The sequence below is a fragment of the Streptomyces sp. NPDC093510 genome (genome assembly GCF_040683555.1).
Classification (GTDB): Bacteria; Actinomycetota; Actinomycetes; order Streptomycetales; family Streptomycetaceae; genus Streptomyces.
This window is the reverse complement of record NZ_JBFBEE010000023.1, coordinates 69926-87695: the sequence shown is the minus strand read 5'-3', so window position 1 is coordinate 87695 and position 17770 is coordinate 69926. Positions and strand designations below refer to the sequence as shown.

The following is a 17770-nucleotide window of genomic DNA, read 5'->3' as shown; positions in this document are numbered from 1 at the left end:
CAGGAAGATGATCTACAAGGACAGATTGGCCATACCCGGTCCGACCCCGCTGCCGCCCGCGGTCATCGCGGCGGCGACGCATCCCATGGTCGACGAGCGCACCGTGGACTTCGCACGCATATTCACACGCATCATCGACGGGCTCAGGCATGTGCTCGGTACCGCGGGGGACGTGCTGGTCTTCACGTCAAGCACCACCGGTGCGTTCGAGAGTGCGGTGCAAAACCTCTTCAGTCCAGGGGAGAAGGTACTCGTGGTGGACAACGGTGCCTTTGGCAGGCGCTGGGTGGAGCTGTGCCGCGCTTACGGCCTCGAGACCGTCGTGCTCGACGTCGCACCGGGTTGCGAACCGGACCCTGCCGTTGTCGAAGCCTGTCTGGAGGCCGACTCGCAGATCGTCGCGGCGATCGTCGTGCACTGCGAGACCTCCACAGGCGTCGTCACCGACCTTGAGGCCTTCGGGCGAGCGACTCGCAACGTGCTGACGATAGTGGACTCGGCCTCCGGGGCCGGCGGCTGCGAAATGCAGGCCGACGCGTGGGGGTTGGACGTCGTGGTCAGCGGGACTCAGAAGGCGCTGATGGCGCCGCCAGGGGTCTCTTTCGTCTCGGTCAGTGAGCGCGCCTGGCGCCGGCACGCCGAGGCCAGGCATATGCGGTACTACTTCGACTGGACGATCACGCGTGACAGCCTGAACCACTCCATCCCGCGCACCCCCTGGACGCCGGCGGTCGGCGTGCTGCTCCAGTTGTCCGCGGCGCTCGAACAGGTACTCGCTGAAGGCATGGAGCAGCGCCACCGGCGGCATGCGGAGCTCGGCCGGATGGCCAGAGCGGGCTTGCGCGGCCTCGGACTCCGGCTGCTGACCCCAGAAGCGGCGCGCAACGGCATCGTGACGGCCGCGTTCACACCACCCGGAGTGGGCGCGCAATCTCTCGTCGATGCGGTGGTCGAGCACACAGGCGTCCAGCTGACCACCGGCAACGGAGAACTGGCCGACCAAGTCGTGCGGATCGGTCACTGCGGCCACGTCGACCCGCTCGACCTGGTCACCGCGCTGGCCGCACTCGAGACCGGGTTCGCAGCCCTCGGCGTCCCGGTGCTGCCGGGCAGTGGCGTCACACCCGTTGTGAAGCTGATGGCAGAGCAGGTGGACGCCGCCGCAGGCCCCTTGACGTCGATGTCGTCCAACCCTGAGGAGTCTGCTGCGTGAACGCCGACGTTCGATCAGCGCGCAACGACGCGCCGAAGCTCATCCCGAGCCTGCTCGAGCAGCACTCGAGGGTGACGCCGCACGCCCCCGCCACCGAGGATGCACAGCGGGCGCTGACCTACGCCGAACTCGCCGCCGAAGCCGAGCACATGGCGGCGCGCCTGGCGGAGGCGGGAGTGCTTCCCGGCGATCGCGTCGGCGTCATGATGCGTCACTCCGTCGACCTGCTTGTCGCGATTCTCGGCGTGCTGCGTGCGAGAGCGGCCTACGTGCCGATCGACCCGGACTACCCCGACCAGCGCAAGAGTTTCCTCGCGGGGGACTCCGGTATCAAGATTCTCATCGTGGACGGAGCGCATGAGGGGCCGACCAGCTTGCCCGTCACGACGCTTGCGCCGGACCGAGGGCGCTCGGCTCCCCGTCCGGGCGCCCCCGCAGCCGCGCCGGACGATCTGGCCTGCGTGATCTACACCTCGGGTTCCACCGGAGCGCCCAAAGGCGTCATGATCACCCATCTGGGCCTGGCGAATCTCGCAGCCGCCGCGAGTGCCGAGTTCGGCATGGGGCCGCGTGATCGCTACCTGATGCTGGCCGCCGCCGCGTTCTCCGCCTCACTCGAGGAGCTGTTCCCCCCACTGGTGCAGGGCGGGACAAGCGTGTTCCCGGCCGACCGGGTCGCGCTCTCCCCGGTGGAGGCCCTGCTCGACTTCCTCACCGCGCACGACGTCACGCTGCTGGAGATGCAGACCGCGCACTGGCACCTGCTGGTCCACCACCTCGTGGACACCGGCGGGGCACTGCCCCCGTCACTGCGCACGGTCGTCATGGGCGGAGACCGCGCCATGCCCGAAGCCGTCCAGCAGTGGAACCGCTTCCGCCTTCCGCTGGTGCACGTCTACGGGCCGACCGAGACCACTGCGACCGCGGCGTACTGGAGCGTGCCGCCCGGACAGACACCCAAGGACGGAGTGCTGTCCATAGGCGATGCCATCGCCGGAACCCGCATGTTCGTCGTCGACGAGCGGCTCGAACTCGTTCCCGCGGATACCGAGGGCGAGCTGCTCATCGGTGGTGACTCGCTGGCACGCGGTTACCTGGGCAGGCCCGACGTCACCGCGGAGAAGTTCGTCGCCGACCGCTACTCGGGGGTACCGGGGGCCAGGTTGTACCGCACCGGCGATCGGGTACGCCGTCTTCCCGACGGTCGGCTGCAATTCCTCGGACGCAGCGACCAGCAAGTCAAGGTGCGTGGTTATCGCGTCGAACCGGGCGAGATCGAGGCTGCGCTCGACCGGCACCCAGCAGTGCGTCAAGCCCTGGTCACGACTGGTCGGGACGCGTCGGGTGAGCAGCGTCTGATCGGCTACGTGACTGCTGACCGGGACACGGTGAGCGTCGGTGAGCTGCGTTCCTTCCTCGCCGACGAACTGCCGACCCATCTGATCCCCTCAGCCCTGATCCGGCTGGACGAGTTTCCGCTGACCACGCATCGCAAGATCGACCACGCGATGCTTCCGCAGCCGCCGAAGCGCCGGCCCGACCTGCCCACCGAGTTCGTGCCGCCGGCAGGTGAGATCGAGCGGCGCATCGGCGCCGCCGCGGCGGAGCTCCTGGGACTCGACGAGATCGGTGTGCTCGACAACCTGCTTGAGCTGGGTGGGGATTCGCTGTTCATGTTGCGGCTGATCAGCTGGATCCGCAAACACTTGGGCATCAGCCTCGGTCCGCGCGAGGTCTTCGACGCGTATTCGGTACGCGGAGTGGCAGCGCTGGCCGACGTGAAGGCGGACGTCACGGCGGTGGGTAAGCCGGGCAGTGGCTGGTGACCATGCTTCCCGACCTGCCAGTGGCAGTGCTTCCGCAGCCGGCGCCCGCCGATCTCATGCCAGCGCTGCATGATGCAGGCGTTCAACTGGCTCCGCCAGCCCGGGCTCAGGGCTTGATCTGGACCGGCGAGGAGCCCTCGGTGCTGGCGGCCGCGCTGGAGCGCGCGCCGTCGGTGCGTTGGGTTCAGCTGGCGAGCACCGGCGTCGAAAGCTACCTGCCGCTCATGGATCAGCGGATCCGCTGGAGCCGGGCCGTGGGCGTCCAGTCCGAGCTGGTGGCTGAACACGCCCTCATGCTCGCGCTGACCGTGCTGCGTCAGGGCACTGCCTCCGTGAAGGCCGGCGCCTGGCTGCCGCGCCCCGCCATCGGGCTGACGAACGCCGAGGTCCTTGTGGTGGGCGGCGGCGGGGTTGCCCGGGCACTGCTCGCACTGCTGCGCCCGTTCAGGGTCCGCCCCAAGGTGGTGTGCCGCAGCGGCGCCCCGATGGCGGGCGCCGAGGTCGGCACGCCCGATCGCCTCGACGAATGGCTGCCCGAGGCCCGTGTGGTCTGCCTCGCGGCGCCGCTGACCGCGGACACGGCCGGGCTGATCGACGCCGTCAGACTCAGGTCCATGCGTCGGGACGCGTGCCTGGTGAACGTGGCGCGCGGCGGGCTCGTCATCACAGATGACCTCGTTCGTGCGCTGACCTCCGGGTGGATCGCCGGCGCCGGCCTGGACGTCACCGACCCCGAGCCGCTTCCTCCGGAGCACCCGCTGTGGTCCCTTCCCACCTGTGTGATCACCGCGCACTGCGCGGGCGATCTGGACCACGCAATCGGACCCTTCGTCGACCTGGTCCGGCGCAACATTCGTCGACTGGCGAACGGCCTCGAGCCGATCGGCCTGGTCGACCGGGAACTCGGTTACTAGCCGACTGTCAGGAAGAGCGGATCACGATGACCGAGTCAACCACTACTCCGAAGGCCCCGTACCCGACCGGAGCACCCATGGGCAACCGACAGACCGAGAGGGTCTCCCTCCTGCAGGAGCAGATCTGGATTGCCGAACAACTCGCCCCGGGCCGCAGCGTTTACGGAATACCCATGGTGATCCGACTGCGTGGCGCGTTGGACACGGAACTCGCCGCGCGCTGCGTGACCGAGATCGTGCGCCGGCATGAGGTGCTGCGCTCCCGGGTGGGCGAGGAAAACGGTGAGCTGTACCTCGTCACAGATCCGCCGCAGCCCTTCGCCCTGCCTGTGTTCGACTTTCGCTCCCGGCCCGACGAGTGGCGTGTGTTCGTCGAGACCGCCGCTCGCGAGCCCTTCGACCTCGTGCACGGCCCGCTGCTGCGGGCTGCTGCGCTACGTCTTGAGGATGACGCCTACGCGTTTTTCCTCAACATGCACCACATCGTTGCGGACGGCTGGTCGCTGCGTCTGTTCTGGACCGAGTTCGCCGCGCTCTACACCGCATGGCACGCGGGCGATGAACCCGATCTGCCTGACCTCACCCTGCAGTACCGCGACTTCGCGGCCGAACAGCGGCGCCTCACCGAGGACGGCGGGTACGGCGACGCGCTCGACGCGTGGGCTCGGGCACTGGCCGGTGCGTCGACGACCCTCGCGCTGCCGGTCGATCACAGTGCAGGAGCGTCCCGGGAGTACCGGGGGGGCGAGTTCACGACAGTGGTGCCAAAGCAGCTCCGGGCTGATGCCTATGCCTGCGCCAAGCGGCTCGGAGTCACGCCGTTCGCGATGCTCGGAGGTGTCTGGGGCGTGCTGCTGGCCCGCTACACCCGTCAGGACGACCTGCTGATCGGAACGCCTCTGGCCGGCCGGACCCGGCCCGAGTACCAGTCGCTCATCGGGCTGTTCGCCAACACCATGCCGTTGCGACTGCGGCTGGACGCGGACGTGCCCTTCGCCTCGCTGGTCCGCGAACTCCAGCTGAGTACTTTCGACGCGCTCTCCTCGCAAGACGCGCCTTTCACCGAGCTTGCCAAACGGGTCGACTCCAAACGCACCTCGCATGAGACCCCGCTCTTCCAGACGGCGTACTCCTTCGAGCAGTCCACGGAGTTCGAGGCCACGCTGCCGGGCTGCGCGGTGACGGAGCTGTACGAGTTGTTCAATGGCGGGGCCCGGCTCCGTCTCGGTCTCGGCGCTGTGGACGCGCTGGGGGAGCTGAGCCTTCAGTTCGAATACGACAGTGCGCTGTTCGACCCGGGCACCATCGAGGCCATGGCCGAGAGCTACCTGGCGCTGCTCGGTGAGGCCGCGGCCCATCCCGAGTTCCCCCTGGGAGCGCTTCGCACGTCGACCGAGGCCGAGCCCGATCGGGAGCTGACCGGTCGGGAGCTGGCCGGTCGGCCCGTGCCGGGGGACGAGCCGGCCACCCTGCACGCGCTGTTCGAGCGACGGGTCCGACAGAGCCCGGATGCGCCGGCGATCGAGCTTGAAGACGGTACTCCAGTCAGTTACGCACAGCTCAACAGCCAGGCCAACCGGCTCGCGCGGCATCTGCGTCAGCTGGGTCTCCGGACGGGCGAGCGGGTGGCGCTCGCCTTGCCCCATGGCTCCTCCTGGCCGTCCGCCGTGCTCGCCGTGCTGAAGGCGGGCGGGGCCTACGTCCCTGTGGCTCCGGACGCGCCCGGCAGCCGCACGGCCCACGTCCTCGCCGAGACCGCGCCCCGCTTGGTGCTCACGGTCGTGGACCTTGCCGAGGACTTTGCCGAGGCCCACCATGTGCTCGCCCTCGACGATCCGGCGGTTGTTTCCTCGATCGAGGCCCAGTCCGGTGAAGATCTCGAGGACATCGCTGTGACAGGCCGTCAGGTCGCGTACGTCCCGTTCACCTCAGGCTCGACGGGAGTGCCCAAGGGCACCCTCGTCACCCATGTCAACCTGACTGCGTTCACCCGTGCCGCGGTGGACACGTTCGATCTGGGCCCGGAAGACAGGATGCTGCAGCTCGCCGCGATGACCTTCGACGTACATGTCGAGGAGCTCTTCCCCACCTGGCTGGCCGGTGGCTGCGTCGTCTTTTTCGATGGCGTGCTCGGCCGGACCAGCTCGGAGGAACTGCTGCACCTCCTCGGAGAGCGCGAGATCACTATGTGTGAGCTCCCCACCGCTTACTGGATCGAAGTAGTGCGCCTGATCGACCCGGCTGTTGTCCCCATTCCGCAAACCTTGCGGCGAGTGCTGGTCGGCGGCGAACGCGCGCCGATCGAGGTCTACCAGCGCTGGTTGGACTTCGGGATTCCGCTCACTAATGTCTATGGGCTCACCGAAACGGCGGTGACCAGCACGACCTACCAGCCTGGTGCTGACTTCGACCGCGAGGCGCTGCCGATCGGACGACCGATGCCGCACGCCGCCGTCTACGTGCTCGACGCTTTGCTCGCACCGGTTGGACGCGGTGTGCCAGGGGAGATCTACCTGGCCGGCCCCGGCGTCTGTGACGGCTTGCTCAACCGGCCCGAGCAGACCGCCGAGCGCTTCTTGGCGGACCCCTTCGCGGCCGAGCCCGGCGCACGTATGTATCGCACCGGCGACCAAGGCCGATGGACTACCGAAGGTGACCTCGAATTTCTCGGCCGCGTGGACCGTCAGCTCAAACTGCGCGGCCATCGGGTCGAGCTCGCCGAGATCGAATCGGTACTCGACGGCCATCCGGACGTGGCGCGCAGCCTGGTCGTGCCTCGGCGCACCGAGGCCGATCCGGCGGCCGAGCTTGAGCTGATCGCGTTCCTGATCGGTGCGTACGCCGACGAGGCAACAGTCGCGGCGTACGTTCGTACCCAGCTTCCCCCACACCTGGTTCCGGCTCAGTTCTCAGTAGTTGAACGGTTCCCGCTCACCTCGCACGGCAAGGTTGACCAAGCAGCCTTGCTCGCGCTGCAGATCCGCGAGCGTGTCGTCCCCGAGGAAGCGCAGGGCAGCGAGCTCGAAGTCAAGATCGCGAAGGTCTACTGTGAGGTACTCAAAGTACCGACGATCGACCTGCGGACGGACATCTTTGCACTGGGTTTCCACTCTCTGGCCGCGCTGCGGCTCGTTTCCCGCCTCAAGAGCGTGTTCACGGTGCAAGTCCCGATTGCCGAGTTCTTCGTGGACTCCTCAGTCACCAACGCCGCCCGACTGATCGTGGCGGCGGGGGCCGACCAACCAGTCGGCTGACTGCGCCATCGGCGCGTACGACCGACGTTCTGCGCGGGATCATGCCGGTCGCTCTCAAAGAGCTCTCCCGCAACTCCTGGAGCCGACCAACAGGGCGACCTCGCTAGAGTGACTTGTCCGCATCCGTCCCGACTCTCGACCGTGAGTGAGACTGTATGAGATCAGGGCGACCGGCGACACTCTCGAGCGGGACAAGCTCCCCGCATGATCAAACTGCCCAACGGCGAACTGACACGTGGCGATGAGTTACAACGTCCGTTCCTGGGACATACGCGAGCGCCCCGACCGGCGCAAGCCGTATATGGCCCGGTGGACGGTCAACGGACGCGAAGAATCCGAGTCATTCATGACTATCGGGCTCGCCGGGAGTCGGCATGCGAAGCTGCTGACGGCGGCGCGCGAAGGCGAGCCTTTCGACGAGCACACGGGTCTGCCAGCGTCTGAGCTGCGGGCTATCAAGCAGCGGACGACGTGGTACGACCTTGCCCACGAATACATCGACCAACGGAGGGACCGTACACCGGGAAACACCCGCCGCACCCTGGCCGACGCATTCGCCACCGGAGTGGCGGAAGGCCCTGGACTGGCTGAAGCGAAACTCTTTGCCCGTCGATATTCCTGTGTGGATCCGGCCGCATGCGCTCGCCGCGCCGGCCAGAGCATTGAGGTCCTCTTCCGGAACTACGCCAAGTTCCTGGATGGCGTGAGGGAGCAGGCCAACTGCTTGATCGAGCAGTCCATGTGGGAGTGGGACCGCGCCAGCAGGGAGGCGGCTCCTGAGGGGTAAGCCATGGTTTTGGTTCACATGGAAGGCGCCTGACGGGTAAAAGCCTAGGTCAGGCGCCTTTTCTCATGCCTCTAGAAGAAGCCGAGCTTCTTCGGTGAGTACGACACCAGGAGGTTCTTCGTCTGTTGGTGGTACATGTCTGAAGTCGCGTGGATCACGCGACGCGGGCCGGGCCCGGCCTTCCGCCGAGCCCGGCCCGTCGGCTCCATGCAGGAGCCGGAGCCGTGTCACGCCGTCAGCGCCGCAGTGTCAGCAGGCCCGGTCGGTAGGGCAGGAGGCCGTAGTCGCCGCCGGAGTTGGGGCTGCGGCCCTGGTACAGCAACTGCAGGTTGCAGGGATCGACGGTCATGGTCTGATCAGGGCTGGTGCGGATCAGTTCGCCGTGGCTGATGTCGTTGGTCCAGGTGGCGCCACTGTTGGCCTTGCCCGCGAAGGGATTGCTCTCGGTCGCGGCCTGGGGTGTCCATGAGCCGTTCAGGCTGGTGGCCGTGAACGAGCGGAAGTAGCGGCCCTGCGAGCCGATCGCCTCGACGATCATGAGGTAGCGGTTCTGGCCCTGCAGCTTGTAGACCTGCGGGGCTTCGAACAGATTGTTCGTCGTATCGCTCATGATCACTGTCGAGGTGGTGCCGAAGCTTCCGGGGAAGTTCCCGATCGGCATACTGGCCCGGTAGATCTTGCCGTTGTCACCGGCGAAGAACAGGTACATGTTCGACCCGTCGGCGATGAGCGTCTGGTCGATGGGGCCCGTACCGGAGTCGGCGATGCTCCCGGAGAAGAGCTCCTGCTCCGACGACCATCCGTTGGGGTTGGTGGGGTCGCTCGATGTCCGGTAGGAGAAGGCGGTCCTGCCCCACTGGTAGGCGAGCACCCAGATGTTCTTCGGCGCGAAGTAGAAGAGCGTGGGCGCGACGGTGGAGGACGACATCGTGTTCTGGCCCGCCGAGGCCATCTCCGACCAATTGGTGAACAGGTTGAAGTTCATCGAACCCCACCTCGTGCCCGTGTCGTGAGTCGTCGCGTAGACGAGTTGCCTGCCGTTGTAGGGGACGACGGTGAAGTCCTTGAGCGAGGCCCACCCGGGCTTGGGCTGCGCCAGCGCGCCCGTTGACGCCCAGCGGTACGTCGATGGAAGATCGCACGGGCCGGGGTTGTCGCCGCCGACCTTGACGAGCTTCCACTGCTGGTTGGTGCCACCCCAGTCGTCGTACTGGACGACATTCGCGTTGTCGGCGGTGGAGGCGCCTTGCACTTCGAGGGCCTTGTTGCTGTGCCGCGAGATGAGCCTCACGTGGCCATCGGAGCTGTCGGCCAGCCGCCACTGCTGATTGGTTCCGTTCAGGTCGGCCCACTGGACGATCGAGCCGCCGTTCGCCGTCGACCAGTTGTGTACGTCGAGGACCTTGCCCGAGTGGCGGGACTTGACGCGGTAGTAACCGCCCCCGGAATCGACGAACTGCCACTGCTGCTGGTTCTGGTCGTTCCGGGCCCACTGGGTGATGCGGGCGCCGTCGTCGGCCGCCATGTTGTGGACATCCAGGGCCTTGCCGCTGTTGCGGTTGACCAGCACGTACGAGGTGTTGGGGTCCACGGTCGCCTTCACGGTCGCCGCGTCGGCGGGCTGAGCGCCGAGGAAGGTTGCCACGAGCAGCAAGGGTGCGAGGGCGGCGAGTAAGCGTCTGAGACGGAGCGGGGACGGGTGGCGGATCCACATCAGGGGGCCTCCTTTGGTGTGGTGGTGTGGGGGGTGAGGTGACCCCGATGACCGCGGAGCGGCCGGGTCGGCGGGGCGGGGACCTCTCCGAAAATGTTTCGGAGGATTTCCGGATTCTTTGACGCCACAAGCTAGGAATGAGGAGCCTTCTGGTCAAGGCCCATCGCCGATCTGTCCACAAACAGCGCCTTCCGCCTCCGTAGATGCGTCCCGGCCCGGGCACCCGCCGAAGGCGGAACCGGAGGTTGACGTCTGGTTCGCCGGAACGCCGATAAGTTTCAGGCCAGTAACGGAACTTGCTCGGGCGTGCATATTGACGATCCACCGTCAATGCCTCAATCATTCCTGTCTGAGGACCCGGCAACAGTTCGAGATGTCGAACCAGGTCGGCCTTGAGCGATCTGTGCCGCACGGCGGTCCGCGTACAGCCGCACGACGAATCCGCATGTCACCCGACGGCCGGCCGGGTGTGCCGTTCCTGCCGATCATCCCCCTGCTCTTCAGACCTTCCGTGATTTCCACCTTGGAGGCACAGCTATGGGCCTGTATGTCCTACCCGGACCCGATACCCGTCGGAAGATCCGCAGCCTGCTGTTGGCGCTGATCATCGGCGTCCTCGGTGCGGCCGCCGCGCTTGTCGCGCCGCCGTCCGCACACGCCGCCGAGAGCACACTCGGCGCCGCGGCAGCGCAGAGCGGCCGCTACTTCGGCACCGCCATCGCCTCGGGCAGACTGGGCGATTCGGCGTACACGTCGATCGCGGGCCGCGAGTTCAACTCGGTGACGGCCGAGAACGAGATGAAGATAGACGCCACCGAACCGCAGAGAGGCCAGTTCAACTTCACCGCCGGTGACCGCGTCTACAACTGGGCGGTGCAGAACGGCAAACAGGTGCGCGGTCACACCCTGGCCTGGCACTCCCAGCAGCCCGGCTGGATGCAGAACCTCAGCGGCGGCACGCTGCGCCAGGCGATGGTCGACCACATCAAGGGCGTGATGACCCACTACAAGGGCAAGATCGCCCAGTGGGACGTCGTGAACGAGGCCTTCGCCGACGGCAGTTCGGGAGCCCGGCGCGACTCCAACCTGCAGCGCACCGGCAACGACTGGATCGAGGTCGCCTTCCGTGCCGCGCGCGCCGCCGACCCGGCCGCCAAGCTCTGCTACAACGACTACAACGTCGAGAACTGGACCTGGGCCAAGACCCAGGCCATGTACGCCATGGTCAAGGACTTCAAGCAGCGCGGCGTGCCGATCGACTGCGTCGGCTTCCAGGCGCACTTCAACAGCGGCAGCCCCTACAACAGCAACTTCCGCACCACCCTGCAGAACTTCGCCGCTCTCGGCGTCGACGTCGCCATCACCGAACTCGACATCCAGGGAGCCCCGGCCGCGACCTACGCCGACGTGACCAACGACTGCCTGGCCGTCCCGCGCTGCCTCGGCATCACCGTCTGGGGTGTGCGCGACACCGACTCCTGGCGACCGGAGCACACGCCACTGCTGTTCAACGGCGACGGCAGCAAGAAGCCCGCCTACACCGCCGTCCTCAACGCACTCAACAACGGCTCTTCTACGCCCCCTTCGGACTCCGAGCCGATCAAGGGCGTCGCTTCGGGCCGCTGCCTGGATGTGCCCGGCGCCGGCACCACCGACGGCACCCAGCTCCAGCTGTGGGACTGCCACAGCGGCACCAACCAGCAGTGGGCCCGCACCGCCGCGGGTGAGCTCAGGGTGTACGGCAACAAGTGCCTGGACGCCGCCGGCACCGGCAACGGCGCCAAGGTCCAGATCCACAGCTGCTGGGGTGGCGACAACCAGAAATGGCGCCTCGACTCCGACGGATCCATCGTCGGCCTCCAGTCCGGCCTCTGCCTCGATGCCGTCGCAGGCGGCACCGCGAACGGCACCCTGATCCAGCTCTACTCCTGCTCGAACGGCAGCAACCAACGCTGGACCCGCACCTGACCGCTGCCGGAGGCGGTCCTATTGGCGTAGGAAAGCGCGGAGCGCCTGCCCCTAGACTGCAGTTACTGCCAGTCTCAACCGGCTGACGGCTGACGGCAGTTCAGTGCATCAGGTGACGCCATGACACAGACGTACGGCTTGGGGCAGGCCCGCCCGCCTCACAGGCACCCTGCTGACCCGAGGCGAACGCCCGAGGCGAGTGAGGCCACGCGACTGCTGTGCGCCGGCACGTACCTCGACGGAGCATTCCGGGAAGCGGTCATCGACGAGCTGTACGTCCACGAGGAGCGCCTCGCGGCCCCGTCGTTCGGCATCGACGCTGCCCGGGTGCTCGCTCATGCCCTGCGCGCCCGGCGTATCGAACTGGCCTGGGCGGCCACCATCCTGTTCCTGTGGGTGGTGGCCGTACCACTCACCGAGGGAGTGGTCGCCTACTATCTGCTGTCCTTCGCGCTGATCGTTCTCGCGGGCTGGATTCGCGGGACAGGACAGCGGCCGGGCTGGGTCCGCCGTGCAGTCGCGTGGAACCTGCGCTGGACCGGGCGGGGCCTCTTCCTCCTGACCCTTCTGGGCTTGCTGTCGCTGACCACCAGCGGGCTGGGAAAGGGCAGTTGGGCCCTGCTGCCCGACGTGACGCGGACACAGGCATGGATCTCCTTCACCCTGCCCCTCCTGATGGCCTGGGCCGTGGCCGGGCAGCGCGGTCAGTTCGCCAAGGCGCTCACCGGTGAGCTGGCGAGATCCCGGTTCCCCGATATCGACTCCGACCCGGCGGAGCAGGCGGAGGGCGTCCGTTTCCGAAGGTTGAGCCGCCGCATCCGCTGGGAACAGCACGCACCCCTGATGATGTATCGACCGGTCGACCCCTTCTGCGGCGCGGGCATGCCGTACAAACCATGGTCTTTCTCCATCGAGTTGCGTCCGCAGGAGAACACCGAACCGACGCCGATGGACAACGGCGCGATCCTGCGCCGCATCGTCCCGCTCCTCGAAGCCCTGCGCGAACCGTCCCCGCACGGAGCGCCGTATCTCGCGGCCGCGGTGCGCGACCGCCTGCGGGAGCTGGAGGTCGAGGAGGTCGTGTTTCTGCCGGTGGATGGGCTGCCGGAGCGGTCCGGTGCCCCGTACACCGCTGAGGCCTTCGAGGAGCACAGGTTCCGTTCGGTCGAGGAGGGCGGCGAGACCCGCCGGCACTTCCTGCGGGTCCGGGTCGGCGGCTGGGACGAGGAGATCGTCACGACCGTGTTCGTACGCGTCCACACGCAGGGCGGGATGCTGATGCTGGAGGTCGCACCGCATGTGCTGCGTCCGGTCAAGCAGCTCTATCAGTATGCCGACAGAGTGGCCCACCAGTACCGGCACAACCACCGCTTCGGGAGGGCGGTCTGGGCGATGGGAAGGGTACCGTCCTCGGCCGGGAGCGCCGTGGTGACGCTGTGGCACGGTTGCCGTTCGCTGTGGGAGATCGCGTCCGGTGGCCACGCCAAGGCTCTCGCGGACGGTCCATGGGCGTCGGTACGAGAACTCGGCTCGGACGACGAAGCGTCGCTCTTCCAGGAGATGGACGTCAGCCGGTACCTCAAGTCCATCCAGGACCGGGTGACCGGAGGGGTGAAACTGGCGCTCTCCGAAGCCGGCTGGCAGACCGACGAGTTGGCGCAGAAGATCGTCAACTTGGCCGAAGGCGCGCAATACATCGAGCACGCGCATGGAGTGGCCATCGGGGACCACAACACTGTCACCAGTAACACTCACACTGCCCACACGAGCGCGACGCGCCGGACCGGGGGAGGCCATGCGAACACCTGACGGGCACCGTAGGGATATCCATATCGGCAGCGTGGAGGGGGCCTTCGCGATAGGCGACCGCAACCACGTGACGTACAACCAAGGCGTCGGGTCGATGAATGATCCGGCGCAGGCAGAACTGCTCGGCCTCGTGCGGCGGTTGCGCGACGATCTCGCCCGTACGGTCACGACCCCGCAGACTGCCCTGCTCAATGCCGAACTGGCAGACGCTGAAGTCGAGATGGTGGCAACGGGTGAGGCCGCGCCCGGCCGTCTCACGCGGCTCCGGCAGGCCCTGGCGGACGCGAGCGCTGTGACCGGGGTGCTGGCATCGGGAGCCGCGGTTGCCGAATCGGTACGGGCACTGCTGGGAGGCTGACCGTGAGCAAGAACAGGGGAGATGCGTACTGGAACGACGAGACGCAACGATGGGAGCCGGGCGTCGCCCCCGCTCCGGCAGCATCAAGCGCGGGGCGGAGCACCGACGAAGCGGGACCCCGAAGTGCTCCGGAGCACTTCGTCGGGTACGGGCCACCGAGCAGTCGGCCGCGCCGCTCGCGTGTCGGCGTGCCGGCCGTCGTCGCGATGGCTGTGCTGCTGGTCGCGGGGCTGGTCGGGGGTCGGCTGCTCTGGGGGGACGACAGCGACGGGGACCAGGCGGCGGGTGGCCGGGCCTCGGCGAGCGCCTCCGCCCCCGCGACCGAGGCGCCGCCGCCTGCGGATGAGCTGACGCCCTCCGTAGAGGCGCCGGAGGGAGATCGGGTGCCGGAGGGGGATCAGGCGCCGGAGGGGGATCAGGCGCCGGAGGGAGATCGGGTGCCGGTGGGATATGAACTCGTGCAGGACGACAAGGGGTTCTCGACCGCCGTTCCGGAAGGCTGGAAACGCAGCGAGGACGGGGTGCAGGTCTACTACACATCCCCGGACCGGCGTCGGATGCTGCAGATCTCCACACCCTCGGGCCTCGAGCTCACTCCCTACCAAGCGTTGCAGCAGGCGTCCGATGGTCTCAGGGCGGACGTGTCGGGCTATGAGGAGGTCGAGCTGAAACAGATGAACGATGGCACGGCCAAACTGGTCTACGCCTACGACAGTAGCTCTCTTGGGGAACGCCGAATGGCCATGGACGTCGCGTTCCTGACCAGCGGCAGCCACCAGTACGCCGTTCTCGCCATCGGCCCCGCCGCAGAGTGGCCTGATCAAGGAACGACGGTAGGAACCGCCCTGCATCATTTCGTGCCCGCGCCGGGTGAGTGAATCGACGAGGCGATCGGCGAACCGCAGGGACGCGTCGATCTGACGGTGGGGGTCACCGCGCCGTCGGTCAACTCCACCTCGTGGAAACACAGATGAAGCTCAGGCACGACTCCGTCCTGCTCCATGACAAAACCGAGAACGGATCGGCCGTCCTCACGCCGCCGGCCGGTGGCCCGGTACTCCTCGCCACGGCCGTCGCGCCGACCTGATGGAGCAGCACCTGACCGGCGCAGCCCCGCCGAACCGCCTTTCTCGAAGGGGGCTTTGGCGACCCGTGGAGAGGGAAGTGCACCCGAACACCGTCCCGGGAATGTGAGGAAAGGCGGACAACCCATGCACGACTACGTGAGCGATCTGCGGGCCCTGGTGGGACACCGGCCTCTGATCCTGCCCGGCGCCGCGGTGCTGCTCACCGACGAAGAGGGACGGGTCCTGCTGTTGGCGCGAGCAGACACCGGAGGATGGGGCCTGCCCGGTGGACTGATGGAACCCGGCGAGCGCCTCGAGGACACAGGCCGACGCGAGGTGCGAGAGGAAACGGGCCTCAGTGTCGGCGAGTTGCAGTTGTTCGGGGTCTACTCCGGAGCGGAGCAGTTCTACCGATACCCCAATGGCGACGAAATCCACAACGTCACCGTCGTCTATCGGGCACCCCTTCCCGAGGGCAGCACGCCGCAGGTGGAGGGCCGGGAGAACACCGACTGGCGTTTCTTTCCCCCTGATCGGCCCCCCACGACGCTCATTGCCCCCGAGAAGCCGATCCTTGCTGACTACGCCCGTGCCGCCGCCCGCTCTCCGCGTCCAGGAACCGCTACAGCCACCTGAGCTGTCGGAGGCCGTGCGGGGGCAGCACATCAAGAGGGGGCGTCATACGGATCCAGATCCGGCGCAGCGTCCGCATCCCCGGTGCAGCGTCCGCATCCTCTCGTACGTGAGGGGTGCTGGTCTCGTACGCGAGGGGTGTTGGTCGCGATCACCTTGCGTACGCTTCCCCGCATGTCCCTGTCTCCACGAGCCGTGCTGGTCGGCGTGGTGGCCGCGGTCCTCGCGGTCGCGGTCCTCGCGCTCGAAAGCTCGTCCGGCGATTCCGCAACCGTCACGGTCCTGTCCGGGGCGCTGACGCTGGCGGGCTTCGTCGCGCTCCGCTGGCGGCGGCGCCGGCCGGTGTGGGTGGCGGTGTTCGTGCTGGCCTGCAGCATGGCCTACTTCCCGATCTCGGAACGCGATGTGCCGGTGCTGCTGGTGGCCTTCGCCTTCGCGCTGTTCACCGTCGCGGCCGAGGGCTATCTGCTCGCCGCCGCCACCCTCGCGGTGTCGACCATGCTGATGATCGCCATTCCGGAGCAGCTCGGCTCATCGGACGGCCGCCACGTGGACGACACCTCGATCTTCCTGCTGCTCGGCTGGTTCGTCGGCCTGGTCGCGGCGGGTCACGCGTACAGCATCAGGCTGGCCTATCTGCGCGAGGTCGAGCAGCGGGCACTGGCGGCGGAGCGCGAACGCGACGTACGGGCACAGCAGTCGGTGATCGAGGAGCGGCTGCGGATCGCGCGCGAGCTGCATGACGTGCTCGGCCACAACATCTCGCTGATCAACGTGCAGTCGAGCGCCGCCATGCACCGGCACGCCAAGGGCAAGGCCGGCGCGGCCGAGATGGTGCCCGCGATGGAGGCCATCCGGGACACCAGCCGCGAGGCGCTGCGCGAACTGCGGGCCACGCTGGGCGTGCTCCGGCAGGTGGACGAGGCGGCGCCGACCGTCCCCGCCGACGTCGGCCTGACAGAGATCGCCGGACTGGCGGACCGGGCGTCCACGGCCGGACTCTCGGTGCGTACGGTGATGGAGGTACCGGAGGAAGTGCCACGGCTGCCGCCCCAGGTGGGGCTGGCGGCGTACCGGATCGTGCAGGAGTCGCTGACGAACATCGTGCGGCACGCGAAGGCGACGGAGGCGGTGGTCACGGTACGGCTGGAGCACGACGGCGCCGACGCCGGTGACAGCGGTGACAGCGGTGACAGCGGTGACAGCGGTGACAGCGGTGGCAGTGGTGGCAGCGGTGCCACGAGCGTGCGCGTACGCATCGAGGACAACGGCAAGGGCATGCCCGACGTGCTCGACGGCGCGGGCCGGCACAGTGCCACGGGCCTCGGCGGCAGCGGCCTCGGCGGCATGGCCGAACGGGCACGGGCCCTCGGCGGCGAACTGACGGCGGAGAACATCCCGGGCCGCACCGGAGGCATCTCCGGCTTCCGGGTGGAGGCACGGATTCCGGTGGAGGACAGAAGATGATCAGGGTTGTGCTGGCCGATGACCAGAGACTCGTGCGGGCCGGGTTCCGCTCGATACTCGACGACGAGGACGACATCGAGGTCGTCGGTGAGGCCGCGAACGGCGTCGAGGCCGTACGCCTTGCCCGCGAACTGCGGCCGGACGTCGTCCTCATGGACATCCGGATGCCGGAGAAGGACGGCATCGAGGCCACCGGTGAGATCGTCGGCGACCAGCGGCTGGAGGGCGTACGGGTGGTCATCCTCACCACCTTTGACGTCGACGACCACGTGTACGGGGCGCTGCGCGCGGGCGCATCGGGCTTCCTGGTCAAGGACACCGAACCGATGGAACTGCTGCACGGCGTACGGGTCGCCGCGCGCGGCGACGCACTGATCGCCCCGACCGTGACGCGGCGCCTGATCGCGGAGTTCGCGGGCCGCGTCAAGCGCCCCGAGCCGGACACTCGGCTCAACAGCCTCACCCAGCGGGAACGCGAGGTGATGGGCCTGGTGGGTGCGGGGCTGACCAACGACGAGATTGCCCAGCGGCTCGTACTGAGCCCGGCAACGGCGAAGACCCATGTGAGCCGGGTGATGACGAAGCTCGGCGTCCGCGACCGCGCCCAACTGGTCGTCCTGGCCTACGAGTCCGGCATGATCACCCCAGGCTGGATGGGACAGCCGGGTCGTTGACGCCGGCCGTGACCTCCGGCTCTGCCTGGAGGCGGCCGGGCGACCTTCCCCGACCGTCCTCAAGTTCATTTGAGATCGGGCCCCGT

General features: G+C 67.8%; 13 protein-coding genes. 12 read left to right on the top strand and 1 reads right to left on the bottom strand.

Annotated elements, in window-relative coordinates:
- Positions 1-7 precede the first annotated feature (7 nt).
- From AB0N81_RS31465 to AB0N81_RS31445, 5 genes are all read left to right on the top strand, one after another.
- Entirely contained in the window at positions 8-1213 is a 1206-nt protein-coding gene (locus tag AB0N81_RS31465; protein WP_365364289.1) for an alanine--glyoxylate aminotransferase family protein, read from the top strand.
- Positions 1210-3039 (top strand): non-ribosomal peptide synthetase, encoded by a 1830-nt coding sequence (locus tag AB0N81_RS31460; protein WP_365364287.1) that lies wholly within the window; start codon positions 1210-1212, stop codon positions 3037-3039. The genes AB0N81_RS31465 and AB0N81_RS31460 overlap by 4 nt, the downstream gene beginning before the upstream one ends.
- A gap of 2 nt (positions 3040-3041) precedes the next feature.
- Positions 3042-3953, top strand: coding sequence for an NAD(P)-dependent oxidoreductase (locus AB0N81_RS31455; protein ID WP_365364375.1), 912 nt, complete (start codon positions 3042-3044; stop codon positions 3951-3953).
- Positions 3954-4030: 77 nt separating this feature from the next.
- A complete protein-coding gene (locus AB0N81_RS31450; protein ID WP_365364285.1) occupies positions 4031-7207 on the top strand; it encodes an amino acid adenylation domain-containing protein in 3177 nt (1058 codons plus the stop codon).
- A 241-nt stretch (positions 7208-7448) separates the two neighbouring features.
- Positions 7449-7994, top strand: coding sequence for a hypothetical protein (locus AB0N81_RS31445; protein WP_365364283.1), 546 nt, complete (start codon positions 7449-7451; stop codon positions 7992-7994).
- A gap of 235 nt (positions 7995-8229) precedes the next feature.
- Here AB0N81_RS31445 and AB0N81_RS31440 read toward each other — a convergent pair whose 3' ends face one another.
- Entirely contained in the window at positions 8230-9708 is a 1479-nt protein-coding gene (locus AB0N81_RS31440) for a non-reducing end alpha-L-arabinofuranosidase family hydrolase (protein ID WP_365364281.1), read from the bottom strand.
- A 537-nt stretch (positions 9709-10245) separates the two neighbouring features.
- Here AB0N81_RS31440 and AB0N81_RS31435 point away from each other — a divergent pair.
- The 7 genes from AB0N81_RS31435 to AB0N81_RS31405 all read left to right on the top strand — a co-directional run bounded on the left by AB0N81_RS31435 (position 10246) and on the right by AB0N81_RS31405 (position 17684).
- Positions 10246-11676, top strand: a complete 1431-nt coding sequence (locus AB0N81_RS31435; RefSeq protein WP_365364279.1) for an endo-1,4-beta-xylanase — start codon at positions 10246-10248, stop codon at positions 11674-11676.
- Between the two features lie 120 nt (positions 11677-11796).
- Positions 11797-13485 carry a hypothetical protein gene (locus AB0N81_RS31430; protein ID WP_365364277.1) on the top strand — a complete coding sequence of 563 codons (1689 nt, stop codon included), beginning with the start codon at positions 11797-11799 and terminating at the stop codon, positions 13483-13485.
- Positions 13472-13843 (top strand): hypothetical protein, encoded by a 372-nt coding sequence (locus AB0N81_RS31425; protein ID WP_365364275.1) that lies wholly within the window; start codon positions 13472-13474, stop codon positions 13841-13843. Before AB0N81_RS31430 ends, AB0N81_RS31425 begins: the two co-directional genes overlap by 14 nt.
- 188 nt (positions 13844-14031) lie before the next feature.
- Positions 14032-14721 (top strand): hypothetical protein, encoded by a 690-nt coding sequence (locus AB0N81_RS31420; RefSeq protein ID WP_365364273.1) that lies wholly within the window; start codon positions 14032-14034, stop codon positions 14719-14721.
- Positions 14722-15054: 333 nt separating this feature from the next.
- Positions 15055-15546: an NUDIX hydrolase gene (locus AB0N81_RS31415; protein ID WP_365364271.1), complete on the top strand. Its 492-nt coding sequence runs from the start codon at positions 15055-15057 to the stop codon at positions 15544-15546.
- 171 nt (positions 15547-15717) lie between these two features.
- Positions 15718-17010, top strand: coding sequence for a histidine kinase (locus tag AB0N81_RS31410; protein WP_365364269.1), 1293 nt, complete (start codon positions 15718-15720; stop codon positions 17008-17010).
- A complete protein-coding gene (locus tag AB0N81_RS31405) occupies positions 17007-17684 on the top strand; it encodes a response regulator transcription factor (protein ID WP_365364267.1) in 678 nt (225 codons plus the stop codon). The genes AB0N81_RS31410 and AB0N81_RS31405 overlap by 4 nt, the downstream gene beginning before the upstream one ends.
- Positions 17685-17770 lie beyond the last annotated feature (86 nt).